The organism is Pseudomonas sp. OIL-1 (assembly GCF_010669185.1).
Classification (GTDB): domain Bacteria; phylum Pseudomonadota; class Gammaproteobacteria; order Pseudomonadales; family Pseudomonadaceae; genus Halopseudomonas; species Halopseudomonas profundi.
Genome location: NZ_CP048629.1, coordinates 3,383,754 through 3,410,551, shown reverse-complemented (window position 1 = coordinate 3,410,551; position 26,798 = coordinate 3,383,754). Strand labels below are relative to the sequence as shown.

Annotated in this window: 27 protein-coding genes; 21 read left to right on the top strand and 6 right to left on the bottom strand. The window is 58.2% G+C overall.

Features of this window, described 5'->3' with window-relative positions; genetic code table 11:
• Positions 1 to 200: 200 nt before the first annotated feature.
• Positions 201 to 1,061, bottom strand: coding sequence for a universal stress protein (locus tag G3M63_RS15810; RefSeq protein ID WP_163983744.1), 861 nt, complete (start codon positions 1,059 to 1,061; stop codon positions 201 to 203).
• A 328-nt stretch (positions 1,062 to 1,389) separates the two neighbouring features.
• Here G3M63_RS15810 and G3M63_RS15805 point away from each other — a divergent pair, with 328 nt between their 5' ends.
• The 3 genes from G3M63_RS15805 (at position 1,390) to G3M63_RS15795 (ending at position 4,787) form a co-directional block, all read left to right on the top strand.
• On the top strand, positions 1,390 to 1,968 hold the full coding sequence (locus G3M63_RS15805; RefSeq protein WP_256669843.1) for a tRNA-(ms[2]io[6]A)-hydroxylase: 579 nt from the start codon (positions 1,390 to 1,392) through the stop codon (positions 1,966 to 1,968).
• A 397-nt stretch (positions 1,969 to 2,365) separates the two neighbouring features.
• Positions 2,366 to 3,205, top strand: coding sequence for an ABC transporter substrate-binding protein (locus G3M63_RS15800; protein ID WP_163983743.1), 840 nt, complete (start codon positions 2,366 to 2,368; stop codon positions 3,203 to 3,205).
• 130 nt (positions 3,206 to 3,335) lie between these two features.
• The gene (locus tag G3M63_RS15795; RefSeq protein WP_256669842.1) at positions 3,336 to 4,787 is read left to right on the top strand and encodes a PLP-dependent aminotransferase family protein; all 1,452 of its coding nucleotides are present in this window, start codon (positions 3,336 to 3,338) and stop codon (positions 4,785 to 4,787) included.
• A 43-nt stretch (positions 4,788 to 4,830) separates the two neighbouring features.
• Here the strand turns inward: G3M63_RS15795 and G3M63_RS15790 are convergent, their stop codons facing one another.
• A complete protein-coding gene (locus G3M63_RS15790) occupies positions 4,831 to 5,772 on the bottom strand; it encodes a LysR family transcriptional regulator (RefSeq protein WP_150298901.1) in 942 nt (313 codons plus the stop codon).
• 172 nt (positions 5,773 to 5,944) lie between these two features.
• Here G3M63_RS15790 and G3M63_RS15785 point away from each other — a divergent pair, with 172 nt between their 5' ends.
• On the top strand, positions 5,945 to 7,153 hold the full coding sequence (locus tag G3M63_RS15785) for an acyl-CoA dehydrogenase (RefSeq protein WP_163983742.1): 1,209 nt from the start codon (positions 5,945 to 5,947) through the stop codon (positions 7,151 to 7,153).
• A 72-nt stretch (positions 7,154 to 7,225) separates the two neighbouring features.
• Here the strand turns inward: G3M63_RS15785 and G3M63_RS15780 are convergent, their stop codons facing one another.
• From G3M63_RS15780 to aat, 4 genes are all read right to left on the bottom strand, one after another.
• On the bottom strand, positions 7,226 to 8,293 hold the full coding sequence (locus G3M63_RS15780; protein ID WP_163983741.1) for an AI-2E family transporter: 1,068 nt from the start codon (positions 8,291 to 8,293) through the stop codon (positions 7,226 to 7,228).
• A 231-nt stretch (positions 8,294 to 8,524) separates the two neighbouring features.
• Positions 8,525 to 8,743: a translation initiation factor IF-1 gene (infA, locus tag G3M63_RS15775; protein WP_080050557.1), complete on the bottom strand. Its 219-nt coding sequence runs from the start codon at positions 8,741 to 8,743 to the stop codon at positions 8,525 to 8,527.
• 217 nt (positions 8,744 to 8,960) lie between these two features.
• Positions 8,961 to 9,668 carry an arginyltransferase gene (locus tag G3M63_RS15770; RefSeq protein ID WP_150298898.1) on the bottom strand — a complete coding sequence of 236 codons (708 nt, stop codon included), beginning with the start codon at positions 9,666 to 9,668 and terminating at the stop codon, positions 8,961 to 8,963.
• A gap of 54 nt (positions 9,669 to 9,722) precedes the next feature.
• Positions 9,723 to 10,412: a leucyl/phenylalanyl-tRNA--protein transferase gene (aat, locus tag G3M63_RS15765; protein ID WP_150298897.1), complete on the bottom strand. Its 690-nt coding sequence runs from the start codon at positions 10,410 to 10,412 to the stop codon at positions 9,723 to 9,725.
• A 226-nt stretch (positions 10,413 to 10,638) separates the two neighbouring features.
• Here aat and G3M63_RS15760 point away from each other — a divergent pair, with 226 nt between their 5' ends.
• From G3M63_RS15760 to G3M63_RS15680, 17 genes are all read left to right on the top strand, one after another.
• A complete protein-coding gene (locus G3M63_RS15760; protein ID WP_306110139.1) occupies positions 10,639 to 13,041 on the top strand; it encodes a DNA translocase FtsK in 2,403 nt (800 codons plus the stop codon).
• 20 nt (positions 13,042 to 13,061) lie between these two features.
• Complete coding sequence (gene lolA / locus G3M63_RS15755) at positions 13,062 to 13,700, top strand: outer membrane lipoprotein chaperone LolA (RefSeq protein ID WP_163983739.1); 639 nt, start codon at positions 13,062 to 13,064, stop codon at positions 13,698 to 13,700.
• Positions 13,684 to 15,030, top strand: coding sequence for a replication-associated recombination protein A (locus G3M63_RS15750; RefSeq protein ID WP_163983738.1), 1,347 nt, complete (start codon positions 13,684 to 13,686; stop codon positions 15,028 to 15,030). Before lolA ends, G3M63_RS15750 begins: the two co-directional genes overlap by 17 nt.
• Positions 15,027 to 15,398 (top strand): fluoride efflux transporter CrcB, encoded by a 372-nt coding sequence (crcB, locus tag G3M63_RS15745; protein WP_150298893.1) that lies wholly within the window; start codon positions 15,027 to 15,029, stop codon positions 15,396 to 15,398. The genes G3M63_RS15750 and crcB overlap by 4 nt, the downstream gene beginning before the upstream one ends.
• Positions 15,399 to 15,438: 40 nt before the next feature.
• Positions 15,439 to 16,722, top strand: coding sequence for a serine--tRNA ligase (serS, locus tag G3M63_RS15740; RefSeq protein ID WP_163983737.1), 1,284 nt, complete (start codon positions 15,439 to 15,441; stop codon positions 16,720 to 16,722).
• Positions 16,723 to 16,820: 98 nt separating this feature from the next.
• Positions 16,821 to 18,233: a siroheme synthase CysG gene (gene cysG, locus G3M63_RS15735; protein ID WP_163983736.1), complete on the top strand. Its 1,413-nt coding sequence runs from the start codon at positions 16,821 to 16,823 to the stop codon at positions 18,231 to 18,233.
• Positions 18,234 to 18,276: 43 nt separating this feature from the next.
• Positions 18,277 to 19,341: a magnesium/cobalt transporter CorA gene (gene corA / locus G3M63_RS15730; RefSeq protein ID WP_163983735.1), complete on the top strand. Its 1,065-nt coding sequence runs from the start codon at positions 18,277 to 18,279 to the stop codon at positions 19,339 to 19,341.
• 70 nt (positions 19,342 to 19,411) lie between these two features.
• The gene (locus tag G3M63_RS15725) at positions 19,412 to 20,125 is read left to right on the top strand and encodes a type 1 glutamine amidotransferase (RefSeq protein ID WP_163983734.1); all 714 of its coding nucleotides are present in this window, start codon (positions 19,412 to 19,414) and stop codon (positions 20,123 to 20,125) included.
• On the top strand, positions 20,112 to 20,633 hold the full coding sequence (locus tag G3M63_RS15720) for a lipocalin family protein (RefSeq protein WP_218573620.1): 522 nt from the start codon (positions 20,112 to 20,114) through the stop codon (positions 20,631 to 20,633). Before G3M63_RS15725 ends, G3M63_RS15720 begins: the two co-directional genes overlap by 14 nt.
• A 180-nt stretch (positions 20,634 to 20,813) precedes the next feature.
• Positions 20,814 to 22,487, top strand: coding sequence for a carbon starvation protein A (locus tag G3M63_RS15715; protein WP_163983733.1), 1,674 nt, complete (start codon positions 20,814 to 20,816; stop codon positions 22,485 to 22,487).
• Positions 22,487 to 22,768, top strand: a complete 282-nt coding sequence (locus tag G3M63_RS15710) for a cory-CC-star protein (protein WP_163983732.1) — start codon at positions 22,487 to 22,489, stop codon at positions 22,766 to 22,768. Before G3M63_RS15715 ends, G3M63_RS15710 begins: the two co-directional genes overlap by 1 nt.
• A gap of 22 nt (positions 22,769 to 22,790) precedes the next feature.
• Positions 22,791 to 23,798 carry an ArsA family ATPase gene (locus G3M63_RS15705; protein WP_163983731.1) on the top strand — a complete coding sequence of 336 codons (1,008 nt, stop codon included), beginning with the start codon at positions 22,791 to 22,793 and terminating at the stop codon, positions 23,796 to 23,798.
• Between the two features lie 86 nt (positions 23,799 to 23,884).
• Entirely contained in the window at positions 23,885 to 24,289 is a 405-nt protein-coding gene (locus G3M63_RS15700; protein ID WP_163983730.1) for a hypothetical protein, read from the top strand.
• Positions 24,290 to 24,300: 11 nt separating this feature from the next.
• Entirely contained in the window at positions 24,301 to 24,882 is a 582-nt protein-coding gene (locus G3M63_RS15695; RefSeq protein WP_163983729.1) for an AAA family ATPase, read from the top strand.
• Positions 24,883 to 25,022: 140 nt separating this feature from the next.
• On the top strand, positions 25,023 to 25,571 hold the full coding sequence (locus tag G3M63_RS15690) for a hypothetical protein (protein WP_163983728.1): 549 nt from the start codon (positions 25,023 to 25,025) through the stop codon (positions 25,569 to 25,571).
• Position 25,572: 1 nt separating this feature from the next.
• Positions 25,573 to 25,863, top strand: a complete 291-nt coding sequence (locus G3M63_RS15685; RefSeq protein WP_163983727.1) for a transcriptional regulator — start codon at positions 25,573 to 25,575, stop codon at positions 25,861 to 25,863.
• 67 nt (positions 25,864 to 25,930) lie between these two features.
• Complete coding sequence (locus G3M63_RS15680) at positions 25,931 to 26,797, top strand: MotA/TolQ/ExbB proton channel family protein (RefSeq protein WP_163983726.1); 867 nt, start codon at positions 25,931 to 25,933, stop codon at positions 26,795 to 26,797.
• Position 26,798 lies beyond the last annotated feature (1 nt).

The window sequence follows — 26,798 nt, the reverse complement described above, 5'->3', positions numbered from 1 at the left end:
GGCAAACGCCTGTCACACTCCCTAACGGCGCGCCGATTCTACAGTAAGCCTTGTCTAAAGTTAAGCTGCGGTGCGGATAGACCGCGGGATGAGAATCCTTCGATCAACCGGCCGAGATTCTGGCGTGTTCTGGCTGTTCGATGTTGTGACGGCCAGGCGTGAGATGGGCAGGGCAGGGTCAACAGACCCTGCCACTCAGCTTATTTCTCCAACAGGTTTTCCAGATGGGTGAGCATGTCTTCGGGTTTGAGTACCAGTACATCGCTATGCAACTGATCGAGCACGACTTCGGCCGTGTTGCCGATCAAGGCTCCGGAAATACCCTTGCGCGCTACGGTGCCGATCACGGTAACGCTGGCACCGAGCTGCTTGGCCATTCTCGGAATCAAGCTGTCGGCGGGCCCTTCGTCAATGTGTAGCTGGGAGGGATTCAAGCCGTATTGGTTGACGTACTTGGCGGCTTCTTCGGTGTACTGCTGCGCGATATCCTCGCGCAGCTGGTATACCGGGTTGGCGGCTGACAACATCGGCGCCGGGTGGGCGCTGGCCAGGTGGACTTCCCCGTTGATCATCTCCGCGATATCAGCGGCATGGCTGACGATGGTGTCATGCAGCACATGATGTTGATCGTCGTGGTTGCCCAGATCGACCGCAGCCAGGACTTTGCCACCCATCCAGGAATCAGCGCTTTTCACCATCAATACCGGGGCCGGGCAATAGCGCAACAGTTTCCAGTCATCCGGCGTTAGCAGGGCTTTCTTCAGCGCGCTGTCGGGCAGATGCTGCTTGATGACCAGCCCACACCCCTCGCGTCGCTGCACCTGCACGACGGTGTCGGTCATGCTGTTATGCCAGGCCTGTGTATGGGAGACAGCCAGACCCTCGCTGCGAAGATCCGTGCTGAGCGTTTCCAGCAGCGGCGTGTAATCCTGCCGGTTTTCGCATACCAGCAAATGCAGTTCGGCCTCGATGACGCCGGCGATCAATTTACCGCGTGTCAGCGCGAGGTGTTCTGTCTGGCTCGGATCAATGACGACCAGAATACGTTTAATGGCTTGCATGGTGCTCCCTGTTTTTCCAAGCATATCGCTGATCAGAAATTCGCTGAAAACTGTAAAGCTCGACCTGTCAGGGCCAAAGCCCCGCGCATAATACTTATATAGCACTCAATCCGAGCCGGGGCCCGGTCTGCTTGTGCCTTCGATGGCAAGTCTGCGCATTTTTTCAGCGCCTTCCTGGGTGTTACTTGTTCAATGTAGTCTGCTTTGAACGAAGCGGTGTTGATTTGCGTCAACGTAGCATTGGTGCCACCGGCGACGCTGCCCGTATAATTCGCGGATCAGTATTCGTTCACATATAAGAGTTTTCATGACCCTTCCGGAAGAACTAATGGCTTTTCTGCCGTGCCCGACACCCTCCGCATGGATCGCCCAGGCGCTCAAGCACCCCGAAGAGCTATTGATCGATCATGCCAACTGCGAGAAAAAAGCGGCCTCGACCGCATTGAATCTGATGTTCCGCTATATCGACAAGCCGGAGCTGCTGCAGAAAATGTCGCGCCTGGCGCGGGAAGAGTTGCGCCATTTCGAGCAGGTTACCGCGTTGATGACCAAGCGGGGTGTCATCTACCGCGGCTTGTCGGCCAGCCAGTATGCGCAACGCTTGCGCGGTCATGTGCGGACCACCGAGCCAGGACGTCTGATCGATACCCTGATCATCGGTGCCTTTATAGAGGCGCGGTCCTGTGAGCGCTTCGCCTGTCTGGCACCGCACCTGGATAGCGAATTGTCCGATTTTTACCGCTCGCTTCTGAAATCCGAGGCTCGCCATTATCAGGATTACCTGACCCTGGCCCGCCAATATGCTGATGGTCCCATCGATGAACGTATCGCGTTTTTCGCCGGGATCGAAGCTCAAGCAGTCGCGCAGCCCGATACTGAATTTCGCTTTCATAGCGGAGCGGTCTAGGGTCTGTTGCCGTTTCATCGCGGCCGCGACGGAGGCCCGTTTAGTGCAGAACAAGGCGCGAGGAGTGTAATTTGTTCAACACATCCATGTGTTTCACCCCTTCGGGGCTTACGCGCAAAAACGCTCCAGGCGTTTTTGTGGTGGTTCCAAATGAGCGACGAGTAACGCAGTGCTGCGCTAAACGGGCCTCGTCCCTTCGGGTGGGGCCGCCTAGGTTGCGTGGCAAATGACGCCATGCGGCGTTGCGGGACTTGGCAAGCGAACAACCATTACTTGCGTCCCGCGCCTTGCGGAACGCCGCCCGGCCTGCCGCCATTTGACACAGCAACGCGGCTCGCGATGAAACGGCAACAGACCCTAGGGTGTGTGGGCGACCACGAGATTCAAAGGAGACAATATGAAGCGATGGGCGAAATCTTCCCTGGCGGCGATGATGCTGCTTGGCACAGGCCACGCGTATTCGGCGGAGGGTGCGTGCGAGCGTATCGTGGTGACTGGAAACCCGCAGTATCCCCCGGTCCTCTGGGTCGACCCTGAGGATGAAGACAAACTGATCGGCGCTGGCGTCGAGCTATTGGAGCTGGCGCTTGAAGGCACGGGGATAGCGATTGAAGTGATGAACACCGGGCCCTGGTCGCGGGCTCAGGAAGAGGCGCGCAGTGGTCGTGTAGACATGCTGGCCGGCGCATTTCTTACGCCCGAACGCCTGGCGTTCATGGACTATGTTTATCCGTCCTATGTGGAAATTCCCAGCGTTCTGTTTGTGCGCAAGGGGCAGGCGTTTCCGTACGGTGGTTGGGATGACCTGCAGAGCAAGCGCGGCAGTACGCTGGTCGATAACAGCTTCGGTTCGGCTTTCGATACCTACGCGAAAAATCATCTTGATATCGAACGGGTACCTTCGGTCGAGCAATCCTTCAAGTCGCTGCTGAGCGACCGCGCGGACTATGTCGTCTACGAGCGATACCAGGGCTTGGCGGTGGCGGAGAAGCTGGGTATTACCGACGAACTGGATGTGCTGGAAGGCTCGCTGATCAACGAGAATCTGTACTACACCGTCTCGCACAATTCTGCCTGCAATTCGCCTGCGCTTCGTTCGGCCCTGGCGTTGGGGATGCACAAGGTAGTCAATCAGGGTGAGCCGCGGCGCCTGTTGGAAAAATATCGAAACCAGTGGGCGAGCCAGTTCATGCCTGAAAAGACCGAAGGCGAGCCAGGTCCTGGAGTGAGCGAGTAATACGATACAGTTTTTGCGTACGTGCTCAGGACCATAACAGATGCGGAAATGATACCCTGTGACGGTTCAATACATGGCCGGTGGTAGCAGCGTCTGCGCTGGCCTGAAAGCGGCGTCGGGGAGGCGGCTCATGTCGGTACCTTTGTATCAGCGTATAGCGCAGCAGCTCGCTGAAGACATCGTCAAAGGGTTCTATCAGCCCGGCGAGCGAGTGCCCTCGGTACGCAAGCTCAGTACGCAGAAGGGTGTGAGTCATGCCACGGTGCTTCAGGCCTACGCGACACTCGAGGATCAAGGCCTGATCCGGGCGCGCCCGCAGTCAGGATTCTACGTGCACCGTTCGCCGGCGCTGACCGCGCCTACACCTGCGATGTCCCGAATCGAGTCACCGCATGCGGTGACTCGCAGCGGTATCATTGCGGAAATTCTTCGCCAGTCACGTCGAACCGGCGTGATTCCGCTTGGCGCCGCCGTGCCCTCCAGCGAATACCTCCCGTTGCGTGCCTTGCACCAGCAAATGAGCAAGGTTACCCGCTTCCATGGGCAGAGCGCGTTCAGCTATTCGTTCAGCCCGGGATACGAGCCTTTGCGCCGGCAGGTAGCCATGCGCATGCGCGACGCTGGCGCTGTGGTCGATCCTGCTCAGGTCGTCATCACTAACGGATGTGTCGAGGCTTTGCAGCTCTGTCTGCGCACCATCACCAGGCCGGGGGATCTGATTGCCAGTGAATCGCCAAGCTACTACGGCTTGGTGCAGCTATGTGAGCTGCTCGGCTTGAAGGTAATTGAAATCCCCACCGACCCCGAGTCAGGCCTGAGTCTGGAAGCGCTGGAAGAGGCTGCCCAGCGGTGGCCAATCAAGGCACTGGTGCTGACCAGCCGTGCCGGCAATCCGATGGGCGCGACCATGCCTGAACATCGCCAGCGGGCGCTGGTGGGGATGATGGCGCAACGCAATATCCGCATCATCGAAGATGATGTGTATGGTGAACTGATGTTCGATCATGGTCAGTCGCGGGCGCTAAAAGCCTTTGATCGTTCGGATACAGTGATGTACTGCTCGAGCTTTTCAAAAACCATTTCGCCCGGCTTGAGAACAGGCTGGGTGATCGCCGGCCCGCAGCAGGACGCTATCGAGAAACTGCAAACATTCACGACGCTGTCTGCCTGCAGCGTCAGCCAGATGGCGGTGTCAGCCTACCTGGAAAACGGTGGCTACGACCGCCACCTGCGGCATGTACGGCAGGAGTATCGCAAGAATCTGAGCTGCTTCCAATTGGCGGTTCAGCAGTACTTCCCGCTGGGCACGCACATTTCACGGCCAAGGGGCGGGTTCATCCTCTGGGTGAGCATGCCGGCACAGGTCGATGCGCAGATTCTTTTCAACCAGGCTCTGGAGCAGAACATCAGTATCGCGCCCGGTCTGGTCTTCAGTAATACCGATCAGTTTAATCATTGTTTACGACTGAACTGCGGGATCCCGTGGGATCAGGAGACTGAGCGAGCAGTGATGACGCTGGGGAAGCTGGCCGCTCAACAGCTGTTGTATCAGCAATCTGCAGCGGGGGAGGCGGTGGCTTGACGGGTGCACCGCCCCTGTTATTCAGACGTGATCCGTTGAGCGACTAGCAGGCCACAATTTCTTCGCGCTCTTTCGAGTCTCTGCGCTCAAGCTGCTGACTTAACTCAATTATTTGCTCTCGCATCCAGCGGTTTGCCGGGTCCTGATCGGTGCTTTCGTGCCAGAACAAATGGCTTTCGATCGCTGGAACATCACTGATCGGCAGTGCCGTCCAGTGCAGGTTATGGCGACGCGCGAAGCGCTCGGAAACGGTCATCACCATATCGGTGGACTCGAGTACCAGAGGTGCCATCTGGTAGTGCTGCGAACGCAGCACCACGCGCCGCTGAAGTCCCATCTTGCCCAGGGCCAGATCGACATGACCCAGCCCATTGCGCCGGCTGGAGATGTGAATATGTGACTGGGCAAGATAATCGTCGAGGGTCAGCTTCGCCTTGCTGGCCAACGCGTGTCCTTTGCGCATGACACACACGTAGCGGTCTTCGAACAGTTTGACGTGGCGTACCTGGGTGTCGGTATTCAGCGGTGCATCGATGGCGAAATCCAGCCGCCCGGCGGCCAGTTCCTTGGTTGTCTCGCGACGCTTGGTCAGGAAACTGTCGATATTGACGTTAGGCGCAAGCCGGCAGATGCGTGACGCAAGGTGCGGCAGAATCACCGCTTCCGACAGATCGGTCATGCTGATGCGGAATGTCTTGGTGGCCTGGTCGGGGTTGAAGCTCCGGCTTTCCTGAACCGATACACGCAGCAATTGCAGCGCATGACGAACCGGGGTGATGATGTTCTGCGCCATCGGCGTGGGTACCATACCCTGAGCGGTGCGCACGAACAGTGGATCATTGAAGGTTTCACGGAGCCGGGCCAGCGCGTTGCTCACTGCTGGCTGGGTAATGCCGACGATCTGGCCGGCGCGGGTCAGGTTGGCTTCGGTGTAAATGGCGTCAAATACAATGAACAGATTCAGATCGACTTTACCGAGGTTCATCGCAATTAATCCTTTCGTCGGTATGCCTCGAATCCGAGACACGAGTGCTTGTTAGATTCGCAAGAGTATATATTGATTATATGAATGTTAATACACGCCGGAAATGCCTTCGATAAATTCGGATTTCTCATCTAGCATCGTCTTGTCATCAACAACACACAGGCGAAGAGCTATGGATTTCGGATACTCCCCCAAGGTCAAGGAACTGCGTGAGCGCGTAGACGCCTTTATGCAGGAACATGTTTTCCCCGCCGAATCGGTCTTTCATCAGCAGGTCAATGAAGGCGACCGCTGGCAGCCGACCGCCATTGTCGAGGAACTGAAAAAGAAGGCAAGGGCCGAGGGATTGTGGAACCTCTTTCTTCCGGAGTCCGAGCTGGGTGCGGGCCTCACCAACCTCGAGTACGCTCCGCTGGCTGAGCTGATGGGGCGTTCCGGGCTGGCTTCCGAGGCATTCAACTGCAGCGCGCCGGATACCGGCAACATGGAAACCATCGTGCGCTACGGTAGCGAAGAGCATAAAGAAAAGTGGCTCAAGCCATTGCTCGAAGGCGAAATCCGTTCGTGCTTCGGTATGACCGAGCCGGGCGTAGCGTCATCCGATGCGACCAACATGCAGGCCAATGCTCACCGCGAAGGTGATGAATGGGTCATCAATGGCCGTAAGTGGTGGACATCCGGCGCCTGCGATCCGCGTTGCAAGATCATGATTTTCATGGGGTTGACCAACCCCGATGCGCCGCGTCACCAACAGCATTCGATGATCCTGGTGCCGATGGATACACCCGGCGTGAAAGTCATTCGCCCGTTGCCGGTATTCGGCTATGACGACGCGCCCCATGGCCATGCGGAAGTCGTTCTGGATAACGTGCGCGTGCCGTACAGCAACGTGCTGCTCGGTGAAGGACGCGGTTTCGAAATCGCCCAGGGTCGTCTTGGGCCTGGACGTATTCACCACTGCATGCGCTCCATCGGTGCCGCCGAACGCGCTCTGGAATTGATGTGTCGCCGCTCTGTTGAGCGGGAAGCCTTTGGCAAGCGTCTGGCGCAATTGGGCGGCAATATCGACCTGATCGCCGAATCGCGCATCGAGATCAATCAGGCCCGTCTGCTGACCCTCAATGCTGCCTACATGATGGATACGGTTGGTAACAAGGTCGCCAAAAGCGAGATTGCCCAGATCAAGGTTGTAGCACCTAACGTAGCGCTGAGAGTGATCGACCGGGCGATCCAGATGCACGGCGGTGCGGGCGTCTCCGAAGACACGCCATTGGCACATATGTACGCCATGCAGCGCACACTGCGTCTGGCTGATGGCCCGGACGAAGTGCATCGTGCGTCTATTGGCAAGGTGGAACTGGGCAAATACATGGCCCGTTAATACGGCTTGATGTGGTCCTGCAGCAGTCAGCAGCCCGCGTATATCGCGGGCTGCTCTGTTTTCAGTCGGACGTCAGTCGATCCCTTGATCCTCGGCGTGATCACCGAGCATATCCTGCACATAAAGCATGTTGATGAGCACCATGCCGGCGGCAGCAAGCGGGGTGGCCAGGATCAGCCCGATCGTACCAGCCAGCAGGCCGAACAGTATCTGGATGCTGATGGTAAGAGCCGGTGGCATCTCCACGATGCGGTGTTGCAGCCAGGGCGTTAGCCCCCAGCTCTCAATGGCCTGGATACCCATATACAACGCTATGACCCAGAGAACGGTTTCCGTGCCCTCGAGCGAGGCAAGCAGTATCGCGGGAATGATTGCGAGGATGGGGCCAATGTTGGGGATAAACGAGAGCAGGCCAGCTATCAGGCCGAGTACCAATGCCAGCTCTATTCCGATGAGCCACAATCCGATTGTGGTAAATACGCCGATTACCAGCATTTCCAGCAGCTTGGCGATCAGCCAGGATTGCAATGTGGAGCCTGTTTCAAGCAACACCTGTTTGGCGCGGGGGCGATAGCCACGCGGAATGAGCTTGAGGAAGCCGCCGACGTACGAGCCAGGGCTGATGCTCAGACAGATCCCCAGTATGAAAGCGATGGCGAAGCTGCTGAATGCGCCGGTGATCGATGACAGGACGCCCGTCACTACGCTGAAAATCCCGGTGCTTTGTTCTACCGCCTGCTCCAGGCGTTCGCGTTGTTCCAGAACGAACTTCATCCAGGTGGAATCTTCTGCCCGCGCCCGCCATTGCTCGATCGCTCGCGGAAGGTTGTCGGCAAGGGATTCAAACTGTGCGCTGATGCTTGGAGCGAGCAGGATCACTGCTGCGCCCAGCACGATGATCAGTACAACGAAAAAAAGCAGCAGCGAAATACTATAGGGCATGCCTGTCTTGTCGGTAACCCATTGGGCTACGCCATTAAACAGCACGCCAAACAAAATCGAAGCGAAGATCAGGAGCAGAAATTCAAAAGCGAGCCATGAAATGATGCAGAACAGAACGACCAACGCCAGAACGCTGGCCTGGACCATGGCTCGAGTCGCAACGGTGCGGAGGGAATTAGGGTCACCTTTATCTGTCATTCAGAACTCCAGGCTGGCCGCGCGGGCAGGCGCGGGTCTACTCGTAATAGCTGCTGTGAAGCGACTGGCTGGCGGGGTGGGAGCGGCCATCGCCAGGCTTGCGTTTATCAGCAGTTAAGACTGTAGGCCAGGAGCATCGTTCAGCCACGCAACAACGCCATCCGAAGTACCATCGGATGGAGTAATCGAAGGAATTGGCGTTGTCGTGGGTATTGGCGGGTCGGCCCGGTATTAACGAGCGCGGTAGGTAATGCGGCCCTTGGTCAGGTCGTACGGAGTCAATTCGACACGGACCTTGTCGCCGGTCAGGATGCGGATATAGTTCTTGCGCATCTTGCCTGAAATATGGGCAGTCACGACGTGGCCGTTTTCCAGTTCAACGCGGAACATGGTGTTAGGCAGGGTGTCGATGATGGTGCCTTCCATTTCAATACTGTCTTCTTTCGCCATTAAGCAAAGGCCTCTCAATTTCGGTTCATTAAGCGGGCCATTAAAATCATGCCCGCAAAAAAGGTGAGCAATTGTGCCCTAAAACGGCCCGACAGCCAAGTTCGGCGCCCAAATATATGACGGAGACGCGCGGCTTCGGTTCGCAACTGCCTGGAAAAAATGCGCGGGGGCGGGTCGGAAGGGTTTGCTGCGGCGTTGTCAGCGAAATCATGTCAGCTTAGTTGACGGCAACCCAGCGCTGATTGACCAGCATCTCGATGGGGCGGTATTCGGTTTTGTAGTTCATTTTCTTGCAGTTCTTGATCCAGTATCCCAGATACACTGCGCGCAGGTTGCACCGGCGGGCTTCTTCGATCTGCCAGAGGATCGCATAACGGCCCAGGCTACGCCGGTGCTCGTCCGGATCATAAAACGTGTAAACCGCAGACAGGCCATTGATCATCTGATCGGTAACCGCCACCGCCAGCAATTTCCCCTCCAGGCGGAACTCGTAAAAGATACTGAATGGCCACTTGCGTACCAGAAACGAGCTGAACTGTTCGCGACTGGGTGGATACATATCGCCATCAGCATGGCGGGCTTCGATATAGCGTGCATACAGCGCATAGATTTCTTCAGTTGTCTCGGGAATGGTGCCGGTCACTACCAGATCGCGATTGCGCTTGAGAATACGTTTCTGGGCCGAGCTGGGTGAAAAAGCCTCAACGGGCAGGCGGGCGGCGATACAGGCGGAACACGCGCGGCAATGTGGCCGGTACAGGTGATCTCCGCTGCGTCTGAAGCCCAGCTCGGACAGCCGACTGTAGGTCACCGTATCGATCGGTTTCTGCGGGTCCAGAAACAGGGTAGTAGCCTGCTCCTCCGGCAGATAGCTGCAGGCGTGGGGTTGTGTTGCGTAGAATTTTAGATGTGACAGATCAGTCATGGTCGTGGCTTCGATACGCTTTTCTCAGGAGTATAGGACGGTACTTCAGGCCCATCAAAGAAACCGCCAGCAGTCAGGCGTGCCGTCAGCACAGAGCCGTGTGAGCAGGGATCTGAACTCACGTCGAGAAATGCTTTCTGCGCCAAAACTGAACAGGTGGTCAGTGGGCATCTGGCAATCGATGAGCTCGAAATCACATTCGTCAAGCCACTCCACCAGGCGGATGAAACCGGTCTTGGATGCGTTTGTCCGGCGGCTGAACATGGATTCGCCGAAAAATACCTTGCCCAGTGCGACGCCATATAACCCGCCAACCAGCTGCGCCCCATCCCATACTTCCACGGAATGGGCGATGCCGCGTTTATGCAGTTCACAATACGCTGTCTGCATGTCCGATGTGATCCAGGTTGAATCAGTGTAGTCCCTGGGTTCTGCGCACGCCGCCATGACTGCCGGAAAATCCTGGTCCAGGGTGACCTTGAATGGCGTGTGCCGGAGAAATTTGCGCATGCTGCGTGAAACATGCAGTTTTTCCGGGCGTAGTATTGTCCTCGGGTCGGGGCTCCACCACAGCAGAGGTTGGCCCTCCTGATACCAGGGGAAGATCCCGAGCCGATAAGCGCGTTCGAGGCGGGCAGGGGAGAGGTCGCCGCCTACCGCCAGCAACCCGTTGGGGTCCGCCAGTGCGTGTTCTGTAGAGGGGAAGTCCAGGCTGTGTGGGCTCAGCCAGCTAATTTGGCTCATGGCGTCTCACCGACTTGTTGATACATAAGACCTTTCATCAGCAAGATGATATAAGTTATTGTCTCAATTAAAGATAGTGCTTACAGAGTACTGAACGCAAATGTGCAGGCGAGCTCTGCTCGACTACGCAAAATGCAGGCAAGCCTGCCTCCGACCGCCGGCGGTTGTGAATTTAGCCGTGGTAGGCCGTACAATAGCGCCCTGAACAATGACGGAAGCCAGAACGTTGAAGGATACCCGATCCCAGAAAGCAGCCCATCTAGCGGTGCGCGAACAGCTGAGTCTGCGGCTTCGCGAAGGCGCGTTGCTGGCTATGATCGCCCTGTGTCTGTACCTGTGCATGGCGCTATTTACCTACGATCTCAGTGATCCCGGCTGGACGCACAGCGGCAACGTATCGCAGGTGCAAAACGCCGGTGGGCAGATGGGCGCCTGGATCGCCGATGTATTGCTGCTCGCGCTGGGTTATCTGGCATTTCTGTTTCCAGTGATCGTTGCAGTCAAAGTCTGGCAGATGTTCCGCCGGCGGCACCAGCCATTCATCTGGAACGGCTGGTTATTTTCCTGGCGTCTGATCGGCTTCTTTCTGACCCTGTTCGCCGGCACTGCGCTGGCAGCGCTGCATGGTTCAGCGCCGGCCAGCTTTCCTGATGGCGCGGGCGCGGGTGGCATATTGGGTCAGTTATTGAAGGATCTGGCGCATCCAGTACTCAACCTGCATGGCAGCACGCTGGCGTTTCTGACCCTGTTCCTGTTCGGTATAACCGTATTTACCAATCTGTCCTGGTTCAAGGTCATGGACCTGACCGGACGGATCACCCTGGACCTGCTCGACCTGGTCAAGCGTGCATGGAGCGGCTGGCATTCGCGGCGTGCTGCTGACCGGTCCGAACGTGAAGAGCCGGTGCGCCCTGCGCGCGCTCCTGCGCCCAGACGCGAGCCGTCGATATCCAGCGAGGACAAGCAGCGTGCCGAGGATCTGCGCGCCGAGCGCCAGCAGTCGCTTGAGCGTCATGTTGCGTCGCAGCAGAGCCGCCAGCCACCGGAAATCGTACCCCCGGAGAAGAAGCCGGTGGAGCCGAGCAGTCGCTTGCAGAAAGAAAAACAGTCAAAGCTCACCTTCGACAGCGTCGAGCCCGGCTCGCTGCCGCCCATCTCCTTGCTCGATGCGCCAAGCAAGAAAACCAAGGGTTTCTCTGCCGAATCGCTTGAGGGTATGTCGCGCTTGCTTGAGCTGAAACTCAAGGACTTCGGCGTTGAGGCCGAGGTGGAAAAGGTTCAGCCGGGTCCGGTCATTACCCGTTTTGAAATTCAGCCTGCCGCCGGGGTCAAGGTCAGCAAGATTTCCAACCTGGCCAAGGACCTGGCGCGCTCGCTGGCGGTTATCAGTGTTCGCGTCGTTGAAGTGATTCCGGGCAAGACCACTGTCGGTATCGAGATTCCCAACGAAGACCGCGAGATCGTGCGCCTCTCCGAAGTGTTGCAGACGCGGGAGTTCGACGAGGCCCATTCGCCGGTCACCCTGGCGCTGGGGCACGATATCGGCGGCAATCCGGTAATGGCCGATCTGGCCAAGATGCCGCACCTGTTGGTGGCGGGTACCACCGGTTCGGGTAAGTCTGTCGGCGTTAACGCGATGCTCTTGAGCATCCTGTTCAAGTCTCAACCCGATGAGGTGAGACTGATCATGATCGACCCGAAAATGCTCGAGCTGTCGATCTATGAAGGCATTCCGCATCTGCTCGCGCCCGTCGTAACCGACATGAAAGAGGCGGCCAATGCGCTGCGCTGGTGCGTGGCTGAAATGGAGCGACGTTACAAGCTGATGGCAGCGATGGGCGTGCGTAACCTGGCGGGTTTCAACCGCAAGGTGAAGGACGCGCAGAAAGCCGGCACGCCCTTGACCGACCCGCTATACCGTCGCGAGTCCATGGATGACGAGGCGCCCGAGCTCGAGTCCCTGCCGACCATCGTCGTGGTGATCGACGAGTTCGCCGACATGATGATGATCGTCGGCAAGAAGGTTGAAGAGCTGATCGCGCGGATCGCACAGAAGGCGCGTGCAGCGGGGATCCATCTCATTCTGGCGACCCAGCGGCCCTCGGTGGACGTGATTACCGGCCTGATCAAGGCCAACATTCCTACCCGTATGGCGTTCCAGGTATCGAGCAAGATCGATTCGCGCACCATTCTTGATCAGGGCGGGGCGGAGCAGCTGCTCGGTCACGGTGACATGCTGTATATGCCGCCGGGCACCAGCCTTCCGGTGCGCGTGCATGGGGCCTTCGTGTCCGATGAAGAGGTGCATCGTCTGGTTGATGAATGGAAGCTGCGCGGCGAGCCGGATTATATTCAGGACATCCTTGATGGTGTCGACGATGGCGGTGCTGGCGCCTTTGACAGTGGCGGTGCCGGCGACGACAGCGAGACCGATGCGCTGTACGACGACGCCGTTCGCTTCGTTACCGAAAGCCGCCGCGCCTCGATTTCAGCAGTACAGCGCAAACTCAAGATAGGGTATAACCGCGCTGCCAGGATGATTGAAACCATGGAAATGGCTGGCGTTGTAACACCGATGAATACCAACGGCTCGCGCGAGGTGATCGCGCCGCCGCCCGTGCGCGATTAAAGCGGAGATACCCCCTAATCATGATCAAGAACCTGTTGCGCTCGACCTTGTCTGCGCTTTGTCTCGTCAGCCTGCCGTTCACGGCAGCAGCCCAGGGGCAGGGTGAAGCTGCGGAACGGCTCAATGAATTGCTTTCGGCCGCCAGGACCATTACTGCTGATTTTTCGCAGATGACGCTCAGCTCCAACGGCGCCAGCATGCAGGAGACCCAGGGCACGCTGGAGGTCAAGCGTCCCGGCATGTTCCGCTGGCATACCAATCCGCCGCTGGAGCAGGAGCTTGTCTCGGACGGCAAGAAAATATGGCTGTATGACCCGGACCTCGAGCAGGTCACCATTCAACAGCTGGACCAACGCATGTCGCATACGCCGGCGCTGTTGCTTTCCGGCGATGTCAGCACCATCGAACAGAGCTTCAGCATCAGCTGGAACCAGGGCGGCACGGTCGAAGACTTCGTGCTTGAGCCGAAGGACAATGAATCGATGTTCGACAATCTGCGCCTGTCGTTCCGCGATGGTGTACTGAACGACATGCAGATGAGCGACCCGGTTGGGCAGCGCACCAATATCCTGTTCCAGAACGTGGTATTGAATCCGCCGCTACCCGATAGCCGATTCACCTTCGAGATTCCTCAAGGAGCCGATGTCATCAGTGAATAGCAAGGGGCTGTTTGACGACCGGGCACCTCACCAGCCGTTGGCCGCGCGCATGCGTCCGGCCAGCCTGGACGAGTACGCCGGTCAGTCCCATTTGCTCGGCCCGGGTCGGCCGCTGCGGGTTGCGCTGGAGCAGGGCGCTCTGCATTCGATGATCTTCTGGGGGCCGCCCGGTGTCGGCAAGACGACCCTGGCGAAACTGCTCGCTACCTTGACCGACGCCCATTTTGTGACCATTTCGGCGGTCCTTGCCGGGGTGAAGGATATTCGTCAGGCAGTCGAAACTGCACGGCAGCAGGCAGCGCAAAACGGCCGGCAAACCATCCTCTTCGTCGATGAAGTACACCGCTTCAACAAATCCCAGCAGGACGCCTTCCTGCCTTACGTGGAAGACGGCACGCTGTTGTTCATCGGAGCAACGACCGAAAATCCCTCCTTCGAGCTGAACAACGCCTTGCTCTCGCGGGCAAGGGTGTATGTCCTGAAGTCGCTGGATGATGAAGCATTAAGTGATTTGCTCGACCGCGCGCTGAATGACGCACGCGGACTGGGTGAGCACAAGCTGTCCATCAGCGATGAGGCGCGCACGATATTGCTCGGCGCCGCTGACGGTGATGCACGCCGTCTGTTGAACCTGCTGGAAATCGCTGCTGATCTGGTGCCGGATAGCGGCACCATCGAAACCACTCTGGTCAGCGATCTGCTCAACGACACGCGCCGGCGCTTCGACAAGGGCGGTGAAGCCTTCTACGACCAGATATCCGCACTACACAAATCGGTACGCGGCTCCAATCCTGACGCTTCGTTGTACTGGTTCGCGCGGATGATTGATGGCGGCTGTGATCCGTTATATATCGCCAGGCGCGTCGTACGCATGGCCAGCGAAGAAGTAGGCAATGCAGATCCGCGCGCATTGGAGCTGTGCCTGAACGCCTGGAATGTACAGGAACGCCTGGGCAGCCCGGAGGGTGAGTTGGCCGTCGCCCAGGCGATTGTCTATCTCGCCTGCGCGCCCAAGAGCAACGCGGTGTACACGGCCTACAACGCGGCGATGAAGGATGTTGCCAGCCAGCCTTCACACGAACCGCCGCTGCACCTGCGCAATGCGCCGACCAAGATGATGAAGGAGTTGGGTTACAGTCAGGGCTATCGATACGCTCATGACGAGCCCGGCGCCTATGCCGCCGGTGAAGATTATTTCCCGGACGAACTCGAACCGCGCCAGTACTATCACCCGGTCAATCGCGGGCTCGAATCCAAGATATCCCAGAAGCTGGATCACCTGCGCCAGCTGGATGAGCAGAGCACAGTTAAACGGAGAAACGATCGGTGATAAGGACTATCGCGGTGATCGCACTCGGCGGTTCTCTGGGAGCGCTAGCGCGATTTGGCCTGACGCAATGGATTGCTGCGAACTGGTCGCGATCCTTTCCGCTTGCCACCTTCGCCGTTAACCTGATTGGTTGCCTGATCATCGGTATACTCTACGGCCTGTGGTTGCACCGGCCGGAGTTTTCGCCATTGCTGCGCCAGGGGCTGTTTATTGGCTTCCTCGGTGCGTTCACCACGTTTTCCACGTTCTCGCTGGATACCCTGCGGTTGCTTGAGAACGGCGAGAGCCTGACGGCTCTTCTATATATCCTGCTCAGCGTGTGCATCTGTCTGATCGCCACCTGGGCCGGCCTGTCGTTGACCCGATGATGCGCCAGGCTGCCACCTAAAAACCAATAAGTGATGACCCATGCTTGATCCGAAACTGGTCCGTAGTCAAACCCAGCAGATCGCTGAACGCCTCGCCACCCGCGGTTTCGAACTCGATGTCGCTGCGCTGGAATCTCTGGAATCACGCCGCAAAACGGTGCAGACGCGCACCGAAACGCTGCAGGCAGAGCGTAACAGCCGTTCCAAATCGATCGGCCAGGCCAAGGCGCGTGGCGAAGACATCAAGCCGTTGCTGGCTGACGTCGATCGCATGGGTGAAGAGCTTGCTGCTGCAAAGCAGGAGCTGGATGCCGTTCAGGCGGAAATGGACGCACTGTTCCTGATCATGCCTAACCTGCCCGACGAAAGCGTGCCGGTCGGCAAGGACGAAGAGGACAACCTCGAGGTGCGCCGCTGGGGCACGCCGCGCGCGTTCGATTTCGAGGTTCAGGACCACGTCGCGCTGGGCGAACGGTACGGTTATCTTGATTTTGAAACGGCTGCCAAGCTGTCCGGCGCGCGGTTTGCGCTCATGCGCGGCCCTATCGCGCGGCTGCACCGCGCGCTGGCCCAGTTCATGCTGGATCTACACATCAATGAACATGGCTATGAAGAAGTCTATACACCGTATCTGGTGCAGGCCGATGCGCTGCTGGGTACAGGCCAGCTGCCCAAGTTCGAGGAAGATCTGTTCAAGGTGCCGCGTGGGGATGATCAGCGGGACCTGTATCTGATCCCGACTGCCGAGGTGTCGCTGACCAACATGGTCAGTGGCGAGATTCTCAGCGCGGAACAGCTGCCGATGAAACTGACCGCGCATACGCCGTGTTTTCGTAGTGAAGCCGGTTCCGCCGGGCGCGATACCCGCGGCATGATCCGCCAGCATCAGTTCGACAAGGTGGAAATGGTGCAGATAGTACGCCCGGACGCGTCCATGCAGGCCCTGGAAGAGCTGACCGGACACGCCGAAGATATTCTGCAGCGTCTTGAGCTGCCGTACCGGACCCTGGCGCTCTGTACCGGTGACATGGGCTTCGGCGCCGTCAAAACCTATGACCTGGAAGTCTGGATCCCCAGCCAGGGCAAGTACCGCGAAATTTCCTCCTGTTCCAGCTGCGCTGACTTCCAGGCCCGTCGTATGCAGACGCGCTGGCGCAACCCGGAAACCGGCAAACCGGAACTGGTACATACCTTGAATGGTTCCGGTCTGGCAGTGGGGCGCACGCTGGTCGCAGTGCTGGAAAACTATCAGCAGGCTGATGGCAGCATAGTCATACCCAAAGCGCTGCAGCCATACATGGGCGGCATCGAGCAGATCGGCTAGGCATCAGTTTCTCGCAGTTGGGCGACAACGCTCGCTGCGAGGCTGGCAGCACGCCTATGTACGTTGCGCGTGCCGTCATCAATAACCCAGAGGTTGCCATGGATTACCTTCCCCTTTTTCACAACCTGCAAGGACGTCTGGTGCTTGTGGTCGGCGGGGGCGAGATTGCCCTGCGCAAGTCGCGGCTTTTATGCGAAGCAGGCGCTGTGTTGCGTGTGGTTGCCTCGCGCGTTGAGGCACAGCTCAAGGAGCTGGTCGATCAGTCTGGCGGCGAATGTTTCGAGCGTCCGTATCAGCAGGCCGACCTTGATGGCGTGCAGCTGGTGGTTGCGGCAACAGATGATTCCCCGCTCAATGCCAAGGTTTCAGCCGATGCGCAGGCGCGTAGTCTGCCGGTGAATGTGGTCGATGCGCCGGAACTCTGTTCGGTTATCTTCCCGGCTATCGTCGACCGTTCGCCGCTGGTGATTGCGATTTCCAGCGGCAGCCACGCGCCGGTCCTGTCGCGGCTGACACGAGCACGCATCGAAACCCTGTTTCCCCATAGCTATGGAAAATTGGCGCAATTGGCCAAACGCTTTCGCGGGCGTGTGAAGGGGGCATTTCCACAGATCAATCAGCGCCGGGTGTTCTGGGAGAACGTGTTTCAGGGCGATATTGCCGAGCGGGTGTTCGCCGGTCAGGAGCGAGAGGCTGAGGCCCTGCTTGAACGTCAGCTTGGGGCTCAGGCCGGACAAAGCTACACCGGCGAGGTGTATCTGGTTGGCGCTGGGCCAGGCGACCCGGATTTGCTGACTTTCCGCGCGCTGCGGTTGATGCAGCAGGCCGATGTCGTGCTGCATGACCGTCTGGTACCGGACGCGATCATCGATTTGTGCCGGCGCGACGCCGAACGCATCTATGTCGGCAAGGCGCGTGCGAATCATGCGGTGCCGCAGGAGCAGATCAACCAGATGCTGGTGCGCCTGGCGAAGGAGGGCAAGCGAGTATTGCGCCTCAAAGGGGGCGATCCCTTCATCTTCGGGCGCGGCGGGGAAGAAATTCAGGAATTGACGGCCAATGGCGTTCCTTTTCAGGTCGTGCCTGGTATCACTGCGGCCAGCGGTTGTTCTACCTACGCCGGTATTCCGCTGACGCATCGGGATTTTGCCCAATCGGTACGCTTCATCACCGGCCATCTCAAGGATGGTTCGACCAACCTGCCGTGGGCTGATCTGGTCGCGCCGGGCCAGACGCTGGTGTTCTATATGGGCCTGGTAGGGCTGCCGGAAATCTGCCAGCGCCTGATCGAACATGGTCGAGGCGCTGAGACGCCGATGGCGCTGATCCAGCAGGGCACCACCATGAACCAGAAAGTGCTGATCGGTACGCTTGGAAGCATGCCGGCGTTGGTGCACAACACCGAAATTCACCCGCCGACCTTGCTTATCGTAGGCGAGGTGGTGAGCCTGCATGAGCGCCTCAAGTGGTTCGAACCGGGCGAGCAGGGCCAATCGCAGGGCGTACTCTAGGGTTATAGGGGCTGGTGCCGTTTCGAATTCCAAAGGAGAGGACATGGCTCGCAAGATCGTGGTCAAGCGCGGCCGCAAGGTGGGCGCAGCGCCGGGCACATTGGTGCACATCGGCAAGGCGTATAACGGTGCGACGCCAGTCAGGGTGATTGATTATGACCAGGATCATCTGGCGGACGACACGCTCACTGACCTGGATGAGCTGAGCCAGTACAAGGACGGCGACCGCGTCTCCTGGCTCAACGTCGATGGAGTGAACCAGCCGGAGCTTATCGATGCGATCGGCCAGACCTTCGAACTGCATCCTCTTGTTCTGGAAGACATCCTCAACACCGACCAGCGCCCGAAGGTCGAGAATTACGACGGTTACCTTTATATCGTGTTGCGAATGCTGCGATTTGATACCGAACGCCAGCAGATCCATTCCGAGCAGCTCAGCCTGGTGCTGGGCGACGGCTACGTGATTTCACTGCAGGAACATCCTGGCGATGTATTCGACGCGGTGCGCGAGCGGCTCCGCACCGGCCGACGCATCCGCTTCATGCGCGCCGACTATCTCGCCTACGCCTTGCTCGATGCCGTAGTGGACCACTATTTCGTGCTGCTGGAGCACCTCGGTGATCAGATCGAAGCTCTGGAAGACGAACTGATTGATAACCCGACCCCGGCGACCCTCAGCAGGATTCACCATTTCAAGCGTGAGATGCTGCTCCTGCGCAAATCAATCTGGCCTCTACGCGAGGTTCTTTCGAGGCTTTCACGCGACGAAAATCCTCTGATCAACGCCGAAACGAAGCTCTTTCTGCGGGACGTGTACGATCACGCTGTGCATGTGATTGATACGGTAGACACGCTGCGTGAGCTCCTGATCGGCATGCTCGATCTCTATCTGTCCAGCGTCAGCAATCGTATGAACGAAGTGATGAAGGTGCTGACCATATTTGCCACCTTGTTCATGCCGCTAACCTTCATTGCAGGTGTTTACGGGATGAATTTCGACGTTATGCCGGAGCTTCGCTGGGTCTACGGCTATCCGGCGGTGTTGGGACTGATGTTGGTCCTGGTGATCGGGCTGGTGATTTTCTTTCGTAAACGGCATTGGCTGTAAAACTCACCGCGCCCCCGCGTTAACAACTATGCTGGGGCAAGCGTTACGGACGTTAATACCGGGAGTGCATATGCGCGCGCACTATCTACAACACGCAGATTTCGAGGGACCAGGTTCCATCGAGACATGGCTTCAGCAACAGGGTTATGGCATTACCTCAACCCATCTGTATTCCCGGGACCTGTTGCCAAAGCTCAACGAACTTGATCTTCTGATCATCATGGGCGGCCCCATGAGCGTGAATGACGAGAGCATTTATCCCTGGCTGACCATCGAAAAGCAGTTCATTCGCGATGCTATCGAGGCCGGTATTCCGGTACTTGGCGTATGCCTTGGCGCTCAATTGATTGCCGATGTCATGGGTTCCCGGATATTCCCGGCCAGCCAGCGTGAGATTGGCTGGTATCCGGTTCAGGGAATTCAGCATGACAACCCGGGGTGCTTTCAGCTCCCAGAGGAGCTCAGGGTTCTGCACTGGCATGGCGAAACCTTCGATCTACCGGTTGGCGCAGTACGTCTGGCCAGCAGTCCTGCCTGCGAGAACCAGGCCTTTCAGCTGGGCGACAGGGTAATCGGTCTGCAATTTCACCTTGAAGCCACTACCCGGTTGGTCAACGCCTTCGTCAGCGAAGATGCCGATACGCTGGCGAATGGTGGCACCTTTGTGCAAAGCGCAGCCGAGATCTGCGCCGTTTCGGCGGAGCAACTGGAAGCGACACAGTCAGTGATGACTCGAATTCTTGAATTCCTGCATAGAGAGGATCACAACAATGATGTGTCGTAACGGACTGGTTGCATTGGGCGTTTCAACGCTGGTTGGCTGTGTGAGTCTGCCAGACAAGGTTGTGCCGGTGGAAAACTTCAAGATAGACCGTTATCTGGGGACCTGGTACGAAATTGCCCGCCTGGACCATTCCTTCGAACGCGGATTGAGCAAGGTGACAGCGGAGTACAGTCTGCGGGAAGACGGCGGTATACGCGTTCTGAACCGCGGCTATTCCGAAGAAGAGGGCGAATGGAGCGAAGCTGAAGGCAAGGGCTACTTCGTTTATTCCGAGGATATCGGTCACCTCAAGGTCTCGTTCTTCGGCCCGTTTTACAGTTCCTACGCCATCTTCGAGCTCGACAAGGAGGATTACCAGTATGCCTGGGTGGCCGGCAATAACACCGATTATCTCTGGCTGCTGGCACGTGAGCCGCAGGTGAGTGATGAACTGATCGAAGCGTTCGAATCGCGGGCTGACGAGCTTGGCTTCGCCACGGAGGAGCTGATTTACGTCGAGCACGATTAGCCTGTCTTGATCCTGAGGCGCTTTCGGGCTGGGCTGATGGCTGAATAATGACTATATTAAGTGGGTTTCGGGCCTGCCCGGAATCTGTTTGATGCTAAGGAAGCCTCTGAAACATTGCACCGGCGCTGGTAACGGGTGTGATAGAGCAGAAATCCTCTAACAATAACCAAGGAGCACTACATGAGTGCCGCGATTCTGTTGGCGATCGGCCTGGTCCTTATGGCCCTGGGGTATTTCATCTACTCCAAATTCATTGCTGAGAAAATCTACCGTCTGGATCCCGATTACCGAACCCCCGCCAATGAGTTTGAGGACGGCATCGACTTCGTTCCGACCAATAAATTCGTCCTCTGGGGTCATCATTTCACCTCTGTAGCGGGCGCCGCGCCAATTGTCGGGCCGGCCATTGCGGTGATCTGGGGCTGGGCACCGGCGTTTGCCTGGGTAGTGTTCGGCACTATCTTCTTCGCCGGGGTGCATGACACTGGCGCCATCTGGGCAAGCGTTCGTAACAAGGCCCGATCGGTCGGCTCGCTTACCGGAGATGTGGTCGGCAAGCGCGCCCGCAGCATCTTCATGATCGTCATCTTTCTGGTGCTGTTGATGGTGAACGCGGTGTTCGCTGTGGTGATTGCGAATCTGATGATGAGTTTCCCGACGGCGGTGGTGCCGGTCTGGGGGGCGATCATCGTGGCACTGATCATCGGCCAGCTGATCTACCGTCGCATTCTCTCGCTGCCTGTTGTCTCGGTCATCGGGGTTGCGGCGCTCTACGCAATGATCTGGATCGGACCCTCCGTACCCTTGCAGATGCCCGCTGAAGTGGCGGGGATGTCCGGCAACGCCATGTGGATCCTGTTGCTGTTCCTGTATGCCGCCATCGCATCAGTGCTGCCGGTATGGGTGCTGCTGCAGCCGCGGGATTACATCAACGGCCTGCAGCTATTTGTCGGCCTGATCGTTCTGTATGGCGCGATCCTCCTGCTCAATCCGACCATGATTGCGCCGATGCTGAACATTGACGTGCCAGCGGGTACGCCTTCGATGGTGCCGCTGCTGTTTGTCACCATCGCCTGTGGCGCCATTTCCGGCTTCCATGGTCTGGTGTCTTCGGGCACCACGTCCAAGCAGCTGAACCGGGAAACGGACGCGCGCTTTGTTGGTTACTTCGGTGCCATTGGCGAAGGCGGGCTGGCACTCGCGGCGATCCTGGTCGCTTCAGCTGGTTTTGCCAGCCTCGCTGACTGGCAGGCGATGTACAGTGCCTTCGGTCAGGGCGGCGTTAAAGCCTTCGTTGAAGGCGGCGCGTTCATCATTCATAACGGTCTGGGTGTACCCGAGGTCACCGCAGCGACGTTGCTGACCGTAATGGCAGCGCTGTTCGCCGGTACCACCATGGACACCGGCCTGCGCCTGCAGCGTTATATCTTCCAGGAGTGGGGCGAGATTTATAAGCAGGAGTGGATGACCAAGCCGCTGCCGGCCACCTTGCTGGCCGTGGGCACCTGTCTGCTGCTTGCATTCGGCGCAGGTGGAGCGGATGGCTCCGGCGGGATGATCATCTGGCCACTGTTTGGTACCACTAACCAGCTACTGGCCGGTCTCACCCTGCTGGTGATCACCGTCATGCTGGTACATCTGCGTCGCCCCATGTGGTTTACATTGGCGCCGCTGTGCTTCCTGCTGGTGATGACAGTCGTTGCGCTGTTGTTCCAGTTGCGGACCTTCTACGAAACAGGGAACTGGTTCCTGCTCGGGCTGGATATTGTCGTGCTGGTCGCCGCGGTTCTGGTGGCGCTGGAGTGCGCCGCTGCATTGAAGCGTCACCGTGCCCTGGCAGCATCGGAAAGCTGATGTCCAGCAAGACGCCATCTGAATGGCGCGCCTGGTTAGGCCAGGCGCGCTTTTTTCTGGAAGAGGTTTACAGCACCCGTTATCGCGGCGCGATTGCCCGCGCCAGGCGCGACGAGGATGATCTGTTCATGCTCCTTGTGTTTGCCGAGATGATGGGTGTTCCCAATCCCGCGGCCTATTACACGCTTGAGCTGCAGCCGCTGTTGCTTGAGCGCTTCCATGACTGGCACAAGCGCCAGGGTATGGAACATTCCCCGCTGGATCATTTCCGCTGTTGCTGATCTGTTGCCGCAAGGAACGACTATGTTTGATTTGTTAGATCGCCGCCTGGTCTGGGTCGGCGGTAAAGGTGGCGTGGGCAAAACCACGGTGTCGGCTGCGCTGGCGGTATTGGCCGCTCGTCGGGGCAAGCGTTGCCTGATCGTTTCCACTGATCCTGCGCACAGCCTTGGCGACGTATTCGCCAGGCAACTGGACGATACACCGCGTCGCCTGCTGCCTAATCTGGATGCCATGGAAATTGATCCGGATATCGAGGTCGAGGCGCATCTCGCGCGGGTCACGGCGCAGATGCGCGGCTTCGCTGCGCCGGAAATGATGGACGAGCTCAAGCGTCAGATGCAATTGACCCGCCAGTCCCCGGGTGCGCAAGAGGCGGCGCTGCTGGAGCGCATCGCCCGGCTGATTACCGACGCTGAATTGGCCTATGACCTGATCATCTTCGATACGGCTCCAACCGGCCACACCCTGCGCCTGTTGACCTTGCCCGAGGCCATGGCCGCCTGGACCGACGGCCTGCTCACGCATAACCGCAAGTCCGAGCAGCTGGGGAAGGTACTGAAACACCTGACGCCCAAGGCGGGTCGCGACGTGAGTTCCCCCTTCGATGATCCGAAGGAGGATGCATTGAGCGCGCTGGACCAGCGCACGCGGGACATAGCGGAAACGCTGCTCAACCGGCGCAGGCTGTTCCATCAGGCGCGTCGCCAGCTGGAAGATGCATCTCTGAGCGGTTTCATGTTTGTTCTCACTCCGGAGCGCCTGCCGATTCTGGAAACAGCCAGGGCGGCTACCACGCTGCAGGAGGCAGGTATTCCTGTGGTGGCCACGCTGGTGAATCGGGTCATACCGGTCGAAGCCGATGGCGCCTTTCTTGAACGCCGGCGACAACAGGAGGCTACCTATTTGCAGCGGATTGATGAGGTGTTTGCCGCGCTGCCTCGCCCACGTTTGCCCTGGCTGGATACCGACGTGCAGGGGCTCGATATCCTTGAGGACCTGGCTGACCGCCTGGCTGGCGAAGGGTTCTGACCGGTCGCTCTGATTGACTTAGTAGGCTTGTAGCGCGGCGCTACAATTGCTATGGTGGCATAGGTCTGTTGACCAGGAGAATGGTTATGGCTACGTCTTCACCGCTTCGACTTGATGAAAAACTGGTAGTGGCAGCCGCGACGCAGGGCAGCCTGGAAAAGCGCACCACGCCGCGCCAGATTGAATACTGGGCTGAGATCGGCCGCGCAGTAGAGCGCGATCTGGATGCGCGGGCATTGCTTGCCATCAGGGAAGGGCTGGCGCGGATCCGTGTCGAGCCTGTGCGCGCCGAGCCGGTCGCATCTGACGATGTGTTCGCAGACATCGATCTGGCGCGCGCTACTGGAACACTTGGCGACCGGGTCAGCGCGTCGACGATCCGCTATCAGGCCAGTCGATCACTGCCCGGTCTGCTCGAGCAACATCATCCGGACGGGCGCGTCGAGACCGGGCGGTTTCGCGATGGTCAGTTCGTGCCCTTACAGGGATGATCATCTGAACCATGCCGCCGCAAAAGCAGCTCTGGATCCTCACCGGCGGCAATGGTGCGGGTAAAAGCACCTTCTACCGGTTGTTTCTTGAGCCGCGCGGGATGGTCTTCATTAACGCCGACAATATTGCCCGGGATCTATCGCCCGACAATCCGGAGGAGGCCAGCTATCGAGCGGCGCGACTGGCCGAAGTCATCCGCTACGAATTGCTGCAGGAGAGCGCCACCTTCTGCTATGAAACCGTCTTCTCGCATCCCTCCAAAATCGATTTTGTCGCCGAAGCCAGAGCACGCGGTTATCAGGTCATCCTGGTATTTATCCATCTCGACGGTTCCGATCTGAACAAGGCACGGGTCGCGCAGCGAGTGGGCGAGGGGGGCCATGCGGTGCCTGAAATCAAGATCGAATCGCGCATCCCGCGCACACTGGGAAATGTTCGCCGGGCGCTGGCACTCGCCAATGAAGTGCACGTCATCGATAACAGCAGCCTGGAGCAGCCTTTCGTGCGCCTCGCGCGCTTGCACGAGGGTGTTCTCGAGCGGTATCAGCCACTCGATGGCTGGGCTGAAGAGCTACTGTCGGGATACCTGTGACCACTGACTAACCAGGTAACCTCTTTCCTGTCTCTCGATTGGGTCACAAATTCCTATTTATTTAATTCGAGACGATACTTGTTTTCGTTCGCTCTATTACATAGAGTACTTTGCATAACGAATAACAAGAGTTTTTTCTGATGGCATCATCTGCCGAAGAAGCCGCCCGCGCTCTGCGGGAAATTGCCGAAATCAATGCCCGCGCCGCCGGGTTTCAGGACTACCAGGCCGAGTCGGGCCAGATGGTCCTATGGGGTTTCGCCTACATCATCGGCTTCGCTTTGACCGGGTTGTTCACCGATTACATCCTGCTCGTATGGACGCTGATTATAATCATCGCGCTGATAGCCGGTAGCTCCATTGCCCGCCGCACCAATCCCGACATTCCCGGTATCGCCTGGCGCTACCTCGCACTGATCGGCAGCATTCTGCTGCTCTGCGTGCTGATCAATATTGTCATGTGGCCGTTGACTCCCAGGCAGGGCGCCATGCTTGCACCCTTGTTCGTGGCCACGCTGTACATCCTGCGTGGCGTACAGCTCAGGCCGCGTTATCTCGTTATCGGCGTGCTACTGGCTGTGCTGAGCATGGTTGGTTATCTGTGGCTGGATGCCTGGTTCTGGTGGTGGATGGCGTTCGCCTTCGGCGGAACGCTGGCGATCTCGGGCCTGTGGTTGCGGAATTTCTGACATGCACAGCCCCGACGAAATCATCCATCAGCCGGTTCGCCTGAAAATCATGGCGGCGCTGAACACGCTCGAAGCGAATCAGTGGCTGGAGTTCGTGGCGCTCAAATCCATCGTGAAAGCGACTGACGGCAATCTGGGTGCGCACCTTGGCACCCTGGAGAACGCAGAGTACGTACAAATCACCAAGGATTTCGCCGGCAAGAAGCCGCGTACACGGGTGCGTCTCAGCCCCGCTGGGCGTCAGGCCTTCGCGCGTTATGTAGCCGATTTACACGCTTTGCTCAATCTTTGAATTCAGACCCGTCACTGCCGTTGGGGTGAGTGGGCTGAGCCTGATAACAACGATAAAAGAGGTTCCTATGCAGACGAGTATTATCCTCAACCGCGCGGCTCGCTGGCAGGCCCGTATGCGATTGGCAGCGTTATCCGTACTTATTGTCCTTTGCGGTATGACCGGTGTGGTACTGGCGCAACAACCCGATGCACCCGCGGCTCAGGTCCAGCCTGTGCAGAGCAATGCAGCGCCTACCGAAGCGGGGAGTGCGGTTCAAATGGAACGATTTGGCGCACGGGAAATGTTCCTGCAGGCCGATGTGGTGGTCAAGGCGGTGATGATCCTGCTGGTGTGCTGCTCGCTATTGACCTGGGCGGTACTGATGGAAAAGTTGATCGTTTTCAACCGGACCCGCCGCAGCAACACGCAATTTCTCGCGGCCTTTCGCAAAGGTGAAACGGCAACATTGGCCGAGCAGGCAGATAAAAGCCCCATGGGCCGAATGTGGCAGGTTGCTCAGTCTGAGCTGAAGCACTTCGGCCGGCACCGTAATGGCGAGGCCAATGCCGACCAGATCAATCGCTTGCTGCAGCGCATGTCGCTCACATCCAGCATCGTCCAGGAACGTGATCTCGCACGGCTGGGCACCATGATGGGCGTGCTCGCGACCATCGGGGCGACAGCGCCATTCATTGGGCTGTTCGGCACCGTATGGGGCATCCTGAACAGTTTTGCCAGTATCGCCACCATGAAGACTGCCAGCCTGGCGGTGGTTGCGCCGGGCATTGCCGAAGCGTTGCTGGCCACTGCCCTGGGGCTGTTCGCAGCCATCCCTGCGGTGATGATCTTCAACAAGTTTGCCCGCGACATTAACGGCTTCGTCGGTTCGCTGGATAACTTCTCGGCCGAGATGATTGCCTCTGTATCACGGCAAATGGACGAGGGGCGTTGAG

What these genes read in the sequence shown, in the direction of transcription:
- G3M63_RS15810 (WP_163983744.1), bottom strand. Translation starts at nt 1,061, where the DNA reads ATGCAAGCCATTAAACGTATTCTGGTCGTCATTGATCCGAGCCAGACA.
- G3M63_RS15805 (WP_256669843.1), top strand. Translation starts at nt 1,390, where the DNA reads ATGGCTTTTCTGCCGTGCCCGACACCCTCCGCATGGATCGCCCAGGCG.
- G3M63_RS15800 (WP_163983743.1), top strand. Translation starts at nt 2,366, where the DNA reads ATGAAGCGATGGGCGAAATCTTCCCTGGCGGCGATGATGCTGCTTGGC.
- G3M63_RS15795 (WP_256669842.1), top strand. Translation starts at nt 3,336, where the DNA reads ATGTCGGTACCTTTGTATCAGCGTATAGCGCAGCAGCTCGCTGAAGAC.
- G3M63_RS15790 (WP_150298901.1), bottom strand. Translation starts at nt 5,772, where the DNA reads ATGAACCTCGGTAAAGTCGATCTGAATCTGTTCATTGTATTTGACGCC.
- G3M63_RS15785 (WP_163983742.1), top strand. Translation starts at nt 5,945, where the DNA reads ATGGATTTCGGATACTCCCCCAAGGTCAAGGAACTGCGTGAGCGCGTA.
- G3M63_RS15780 (WP_163983741.1), bottom strand. Translation starts at nt 8,293, where the DNA reads ATGACAGATAAAGGTGACCCTAATTCCCTCCGCACCGTTGCGACTCGA.
- infA (WP_080050557.1), bottom strand. Translation starts at nt 8,743, where the DNA reads ATGGCGAAAGAAGACAGTATTGAAATGGAAGGCACCATCATCGACACC.
- G3M63_RS15770 (WP_150298898.1), bottom strand. Translation starts at nt 9,668, where the DNA reads ATGACTGATCTGTCACATCTAAAATTCTACGCAACACAACCCCACGCC.
- aat (WP_150298897.1), bottom strand. Translation starts at nt 10,412, where the DNA reads ATGAGCCAAATTAGCTGGCTGAGCCCACACAGCCTGGACTTCCCCTCT.
- lolA (WP_163983739.1), top strand. Translation starts at nt 13,062, where the DNA reads ATGATCAAGAACCTGTTGCGCTCGACCTTGTCTGCGCTTTGTCTCGTC.
- G3M63_RS15750 (WP_163983738.1), top strand. Translation starts at nt 13,684, where the DNA reads ATGTCATCAGTGAATAGCAAGGGGCTGTTTGACGACCGGGCACCTCAC.
- serS (WP_163983737.1), top strand. Translation starts at nt 15,439, where the DNA reads ATGCTTGATCCGAAACTGGTCCGTAGTCAAACCCAGCAGATCGCTGAA.
- cysG (WP_163983736.1), top strand. Translation starts at nt 16,821, where the DNA reads ATGGATTACCTTCCCCTTTTTCACAACCTGCAAGGACGTCTGGTGCTT.
- corA (WP_163983735.1), top strand. Translation starts at nt 18,277, where the DNA reads ATGGCTCGCAAGATCGTGGTCAAGCGCGGCCGCAAGGTGGGCGCAGCG.
- G3M63_RS15725 (WP_163983734.1), top strand. Translation starts at nt 19,412, where the DNA reads ATGCGCGCGCACTATCTACAACACGCAGATTTCGAGGGACCAGGTTCC.
- G3M63_RS15720 (WP_218573620.1), top strand. Translation starts at nt 20,112, where the DNA reads ATGATGTGTCGTAACGGACTGGTTGCATTGGGCGTTTCAACGCTGGTT.
- G3M63_RS15715 (WP_163983733.1), top strand. Translation starts at nt 20,814, where the DNA reads ATGAGTGCCGCGATTCTGTTGGCGATCGGCCTGGTCCTTATGGCCCTG.
- G3M63_RS15710 (WP_163983732.1), top strand. Translation starts at nt 22,487, where the DNA reads ATGTCCAGCAAGACGCCATCTGAATGGCGCGCCTGGTTAGGCCAGGCG.
- G3M63_RS15705 (WP_163983731.1), top strand. Translation starts at nt 22,791, where the DNA reads ATGTTTGATTTGTTAGATCGCCGCCTGGTCTGGGTCGGCGGTAAAGGT.
- G3M63_RS15700 (WP_163983730.1), top strand. Translation starts at nt 23,885, where the DNA reads ATGGCTACGTCTTCACCGCTTCGACTTGATGAAAAACTGGTAGTGGCA.
- G3M63_RS15695 (WP_163983729.1), top strand. Translation starts at nt 24,301, where the DNA reads ATGCCGCCGCAAAAGCAGCTCTGGATCCTCACCGGCGGCAATGGTGCG.
- G3M63_RS15690 (WP_163983728.1), top strand. Translation starts at nt 25,023, where the DNA reads ATGGCATCATCTGCCGAAGAAGCCGCCCGCGCTCTGCGGGAAATTGCC.
- G3M63_RS15685 (WP_163983727.1), top strand. Translation starts at nt 25,573, where the DNA reads ATGCACAGCCCCGACGAAATCATCCATCAGCCGGTTCGCCTGAAAATC.
- G3M63_RS15680 (WP_163983726.1), top strand. Translation starts at nt 25,931, where the DNA reads ATGCAGACGAGTATTATCCTCAACCGCGCGGCTCGCTGGCAGGCCCGT.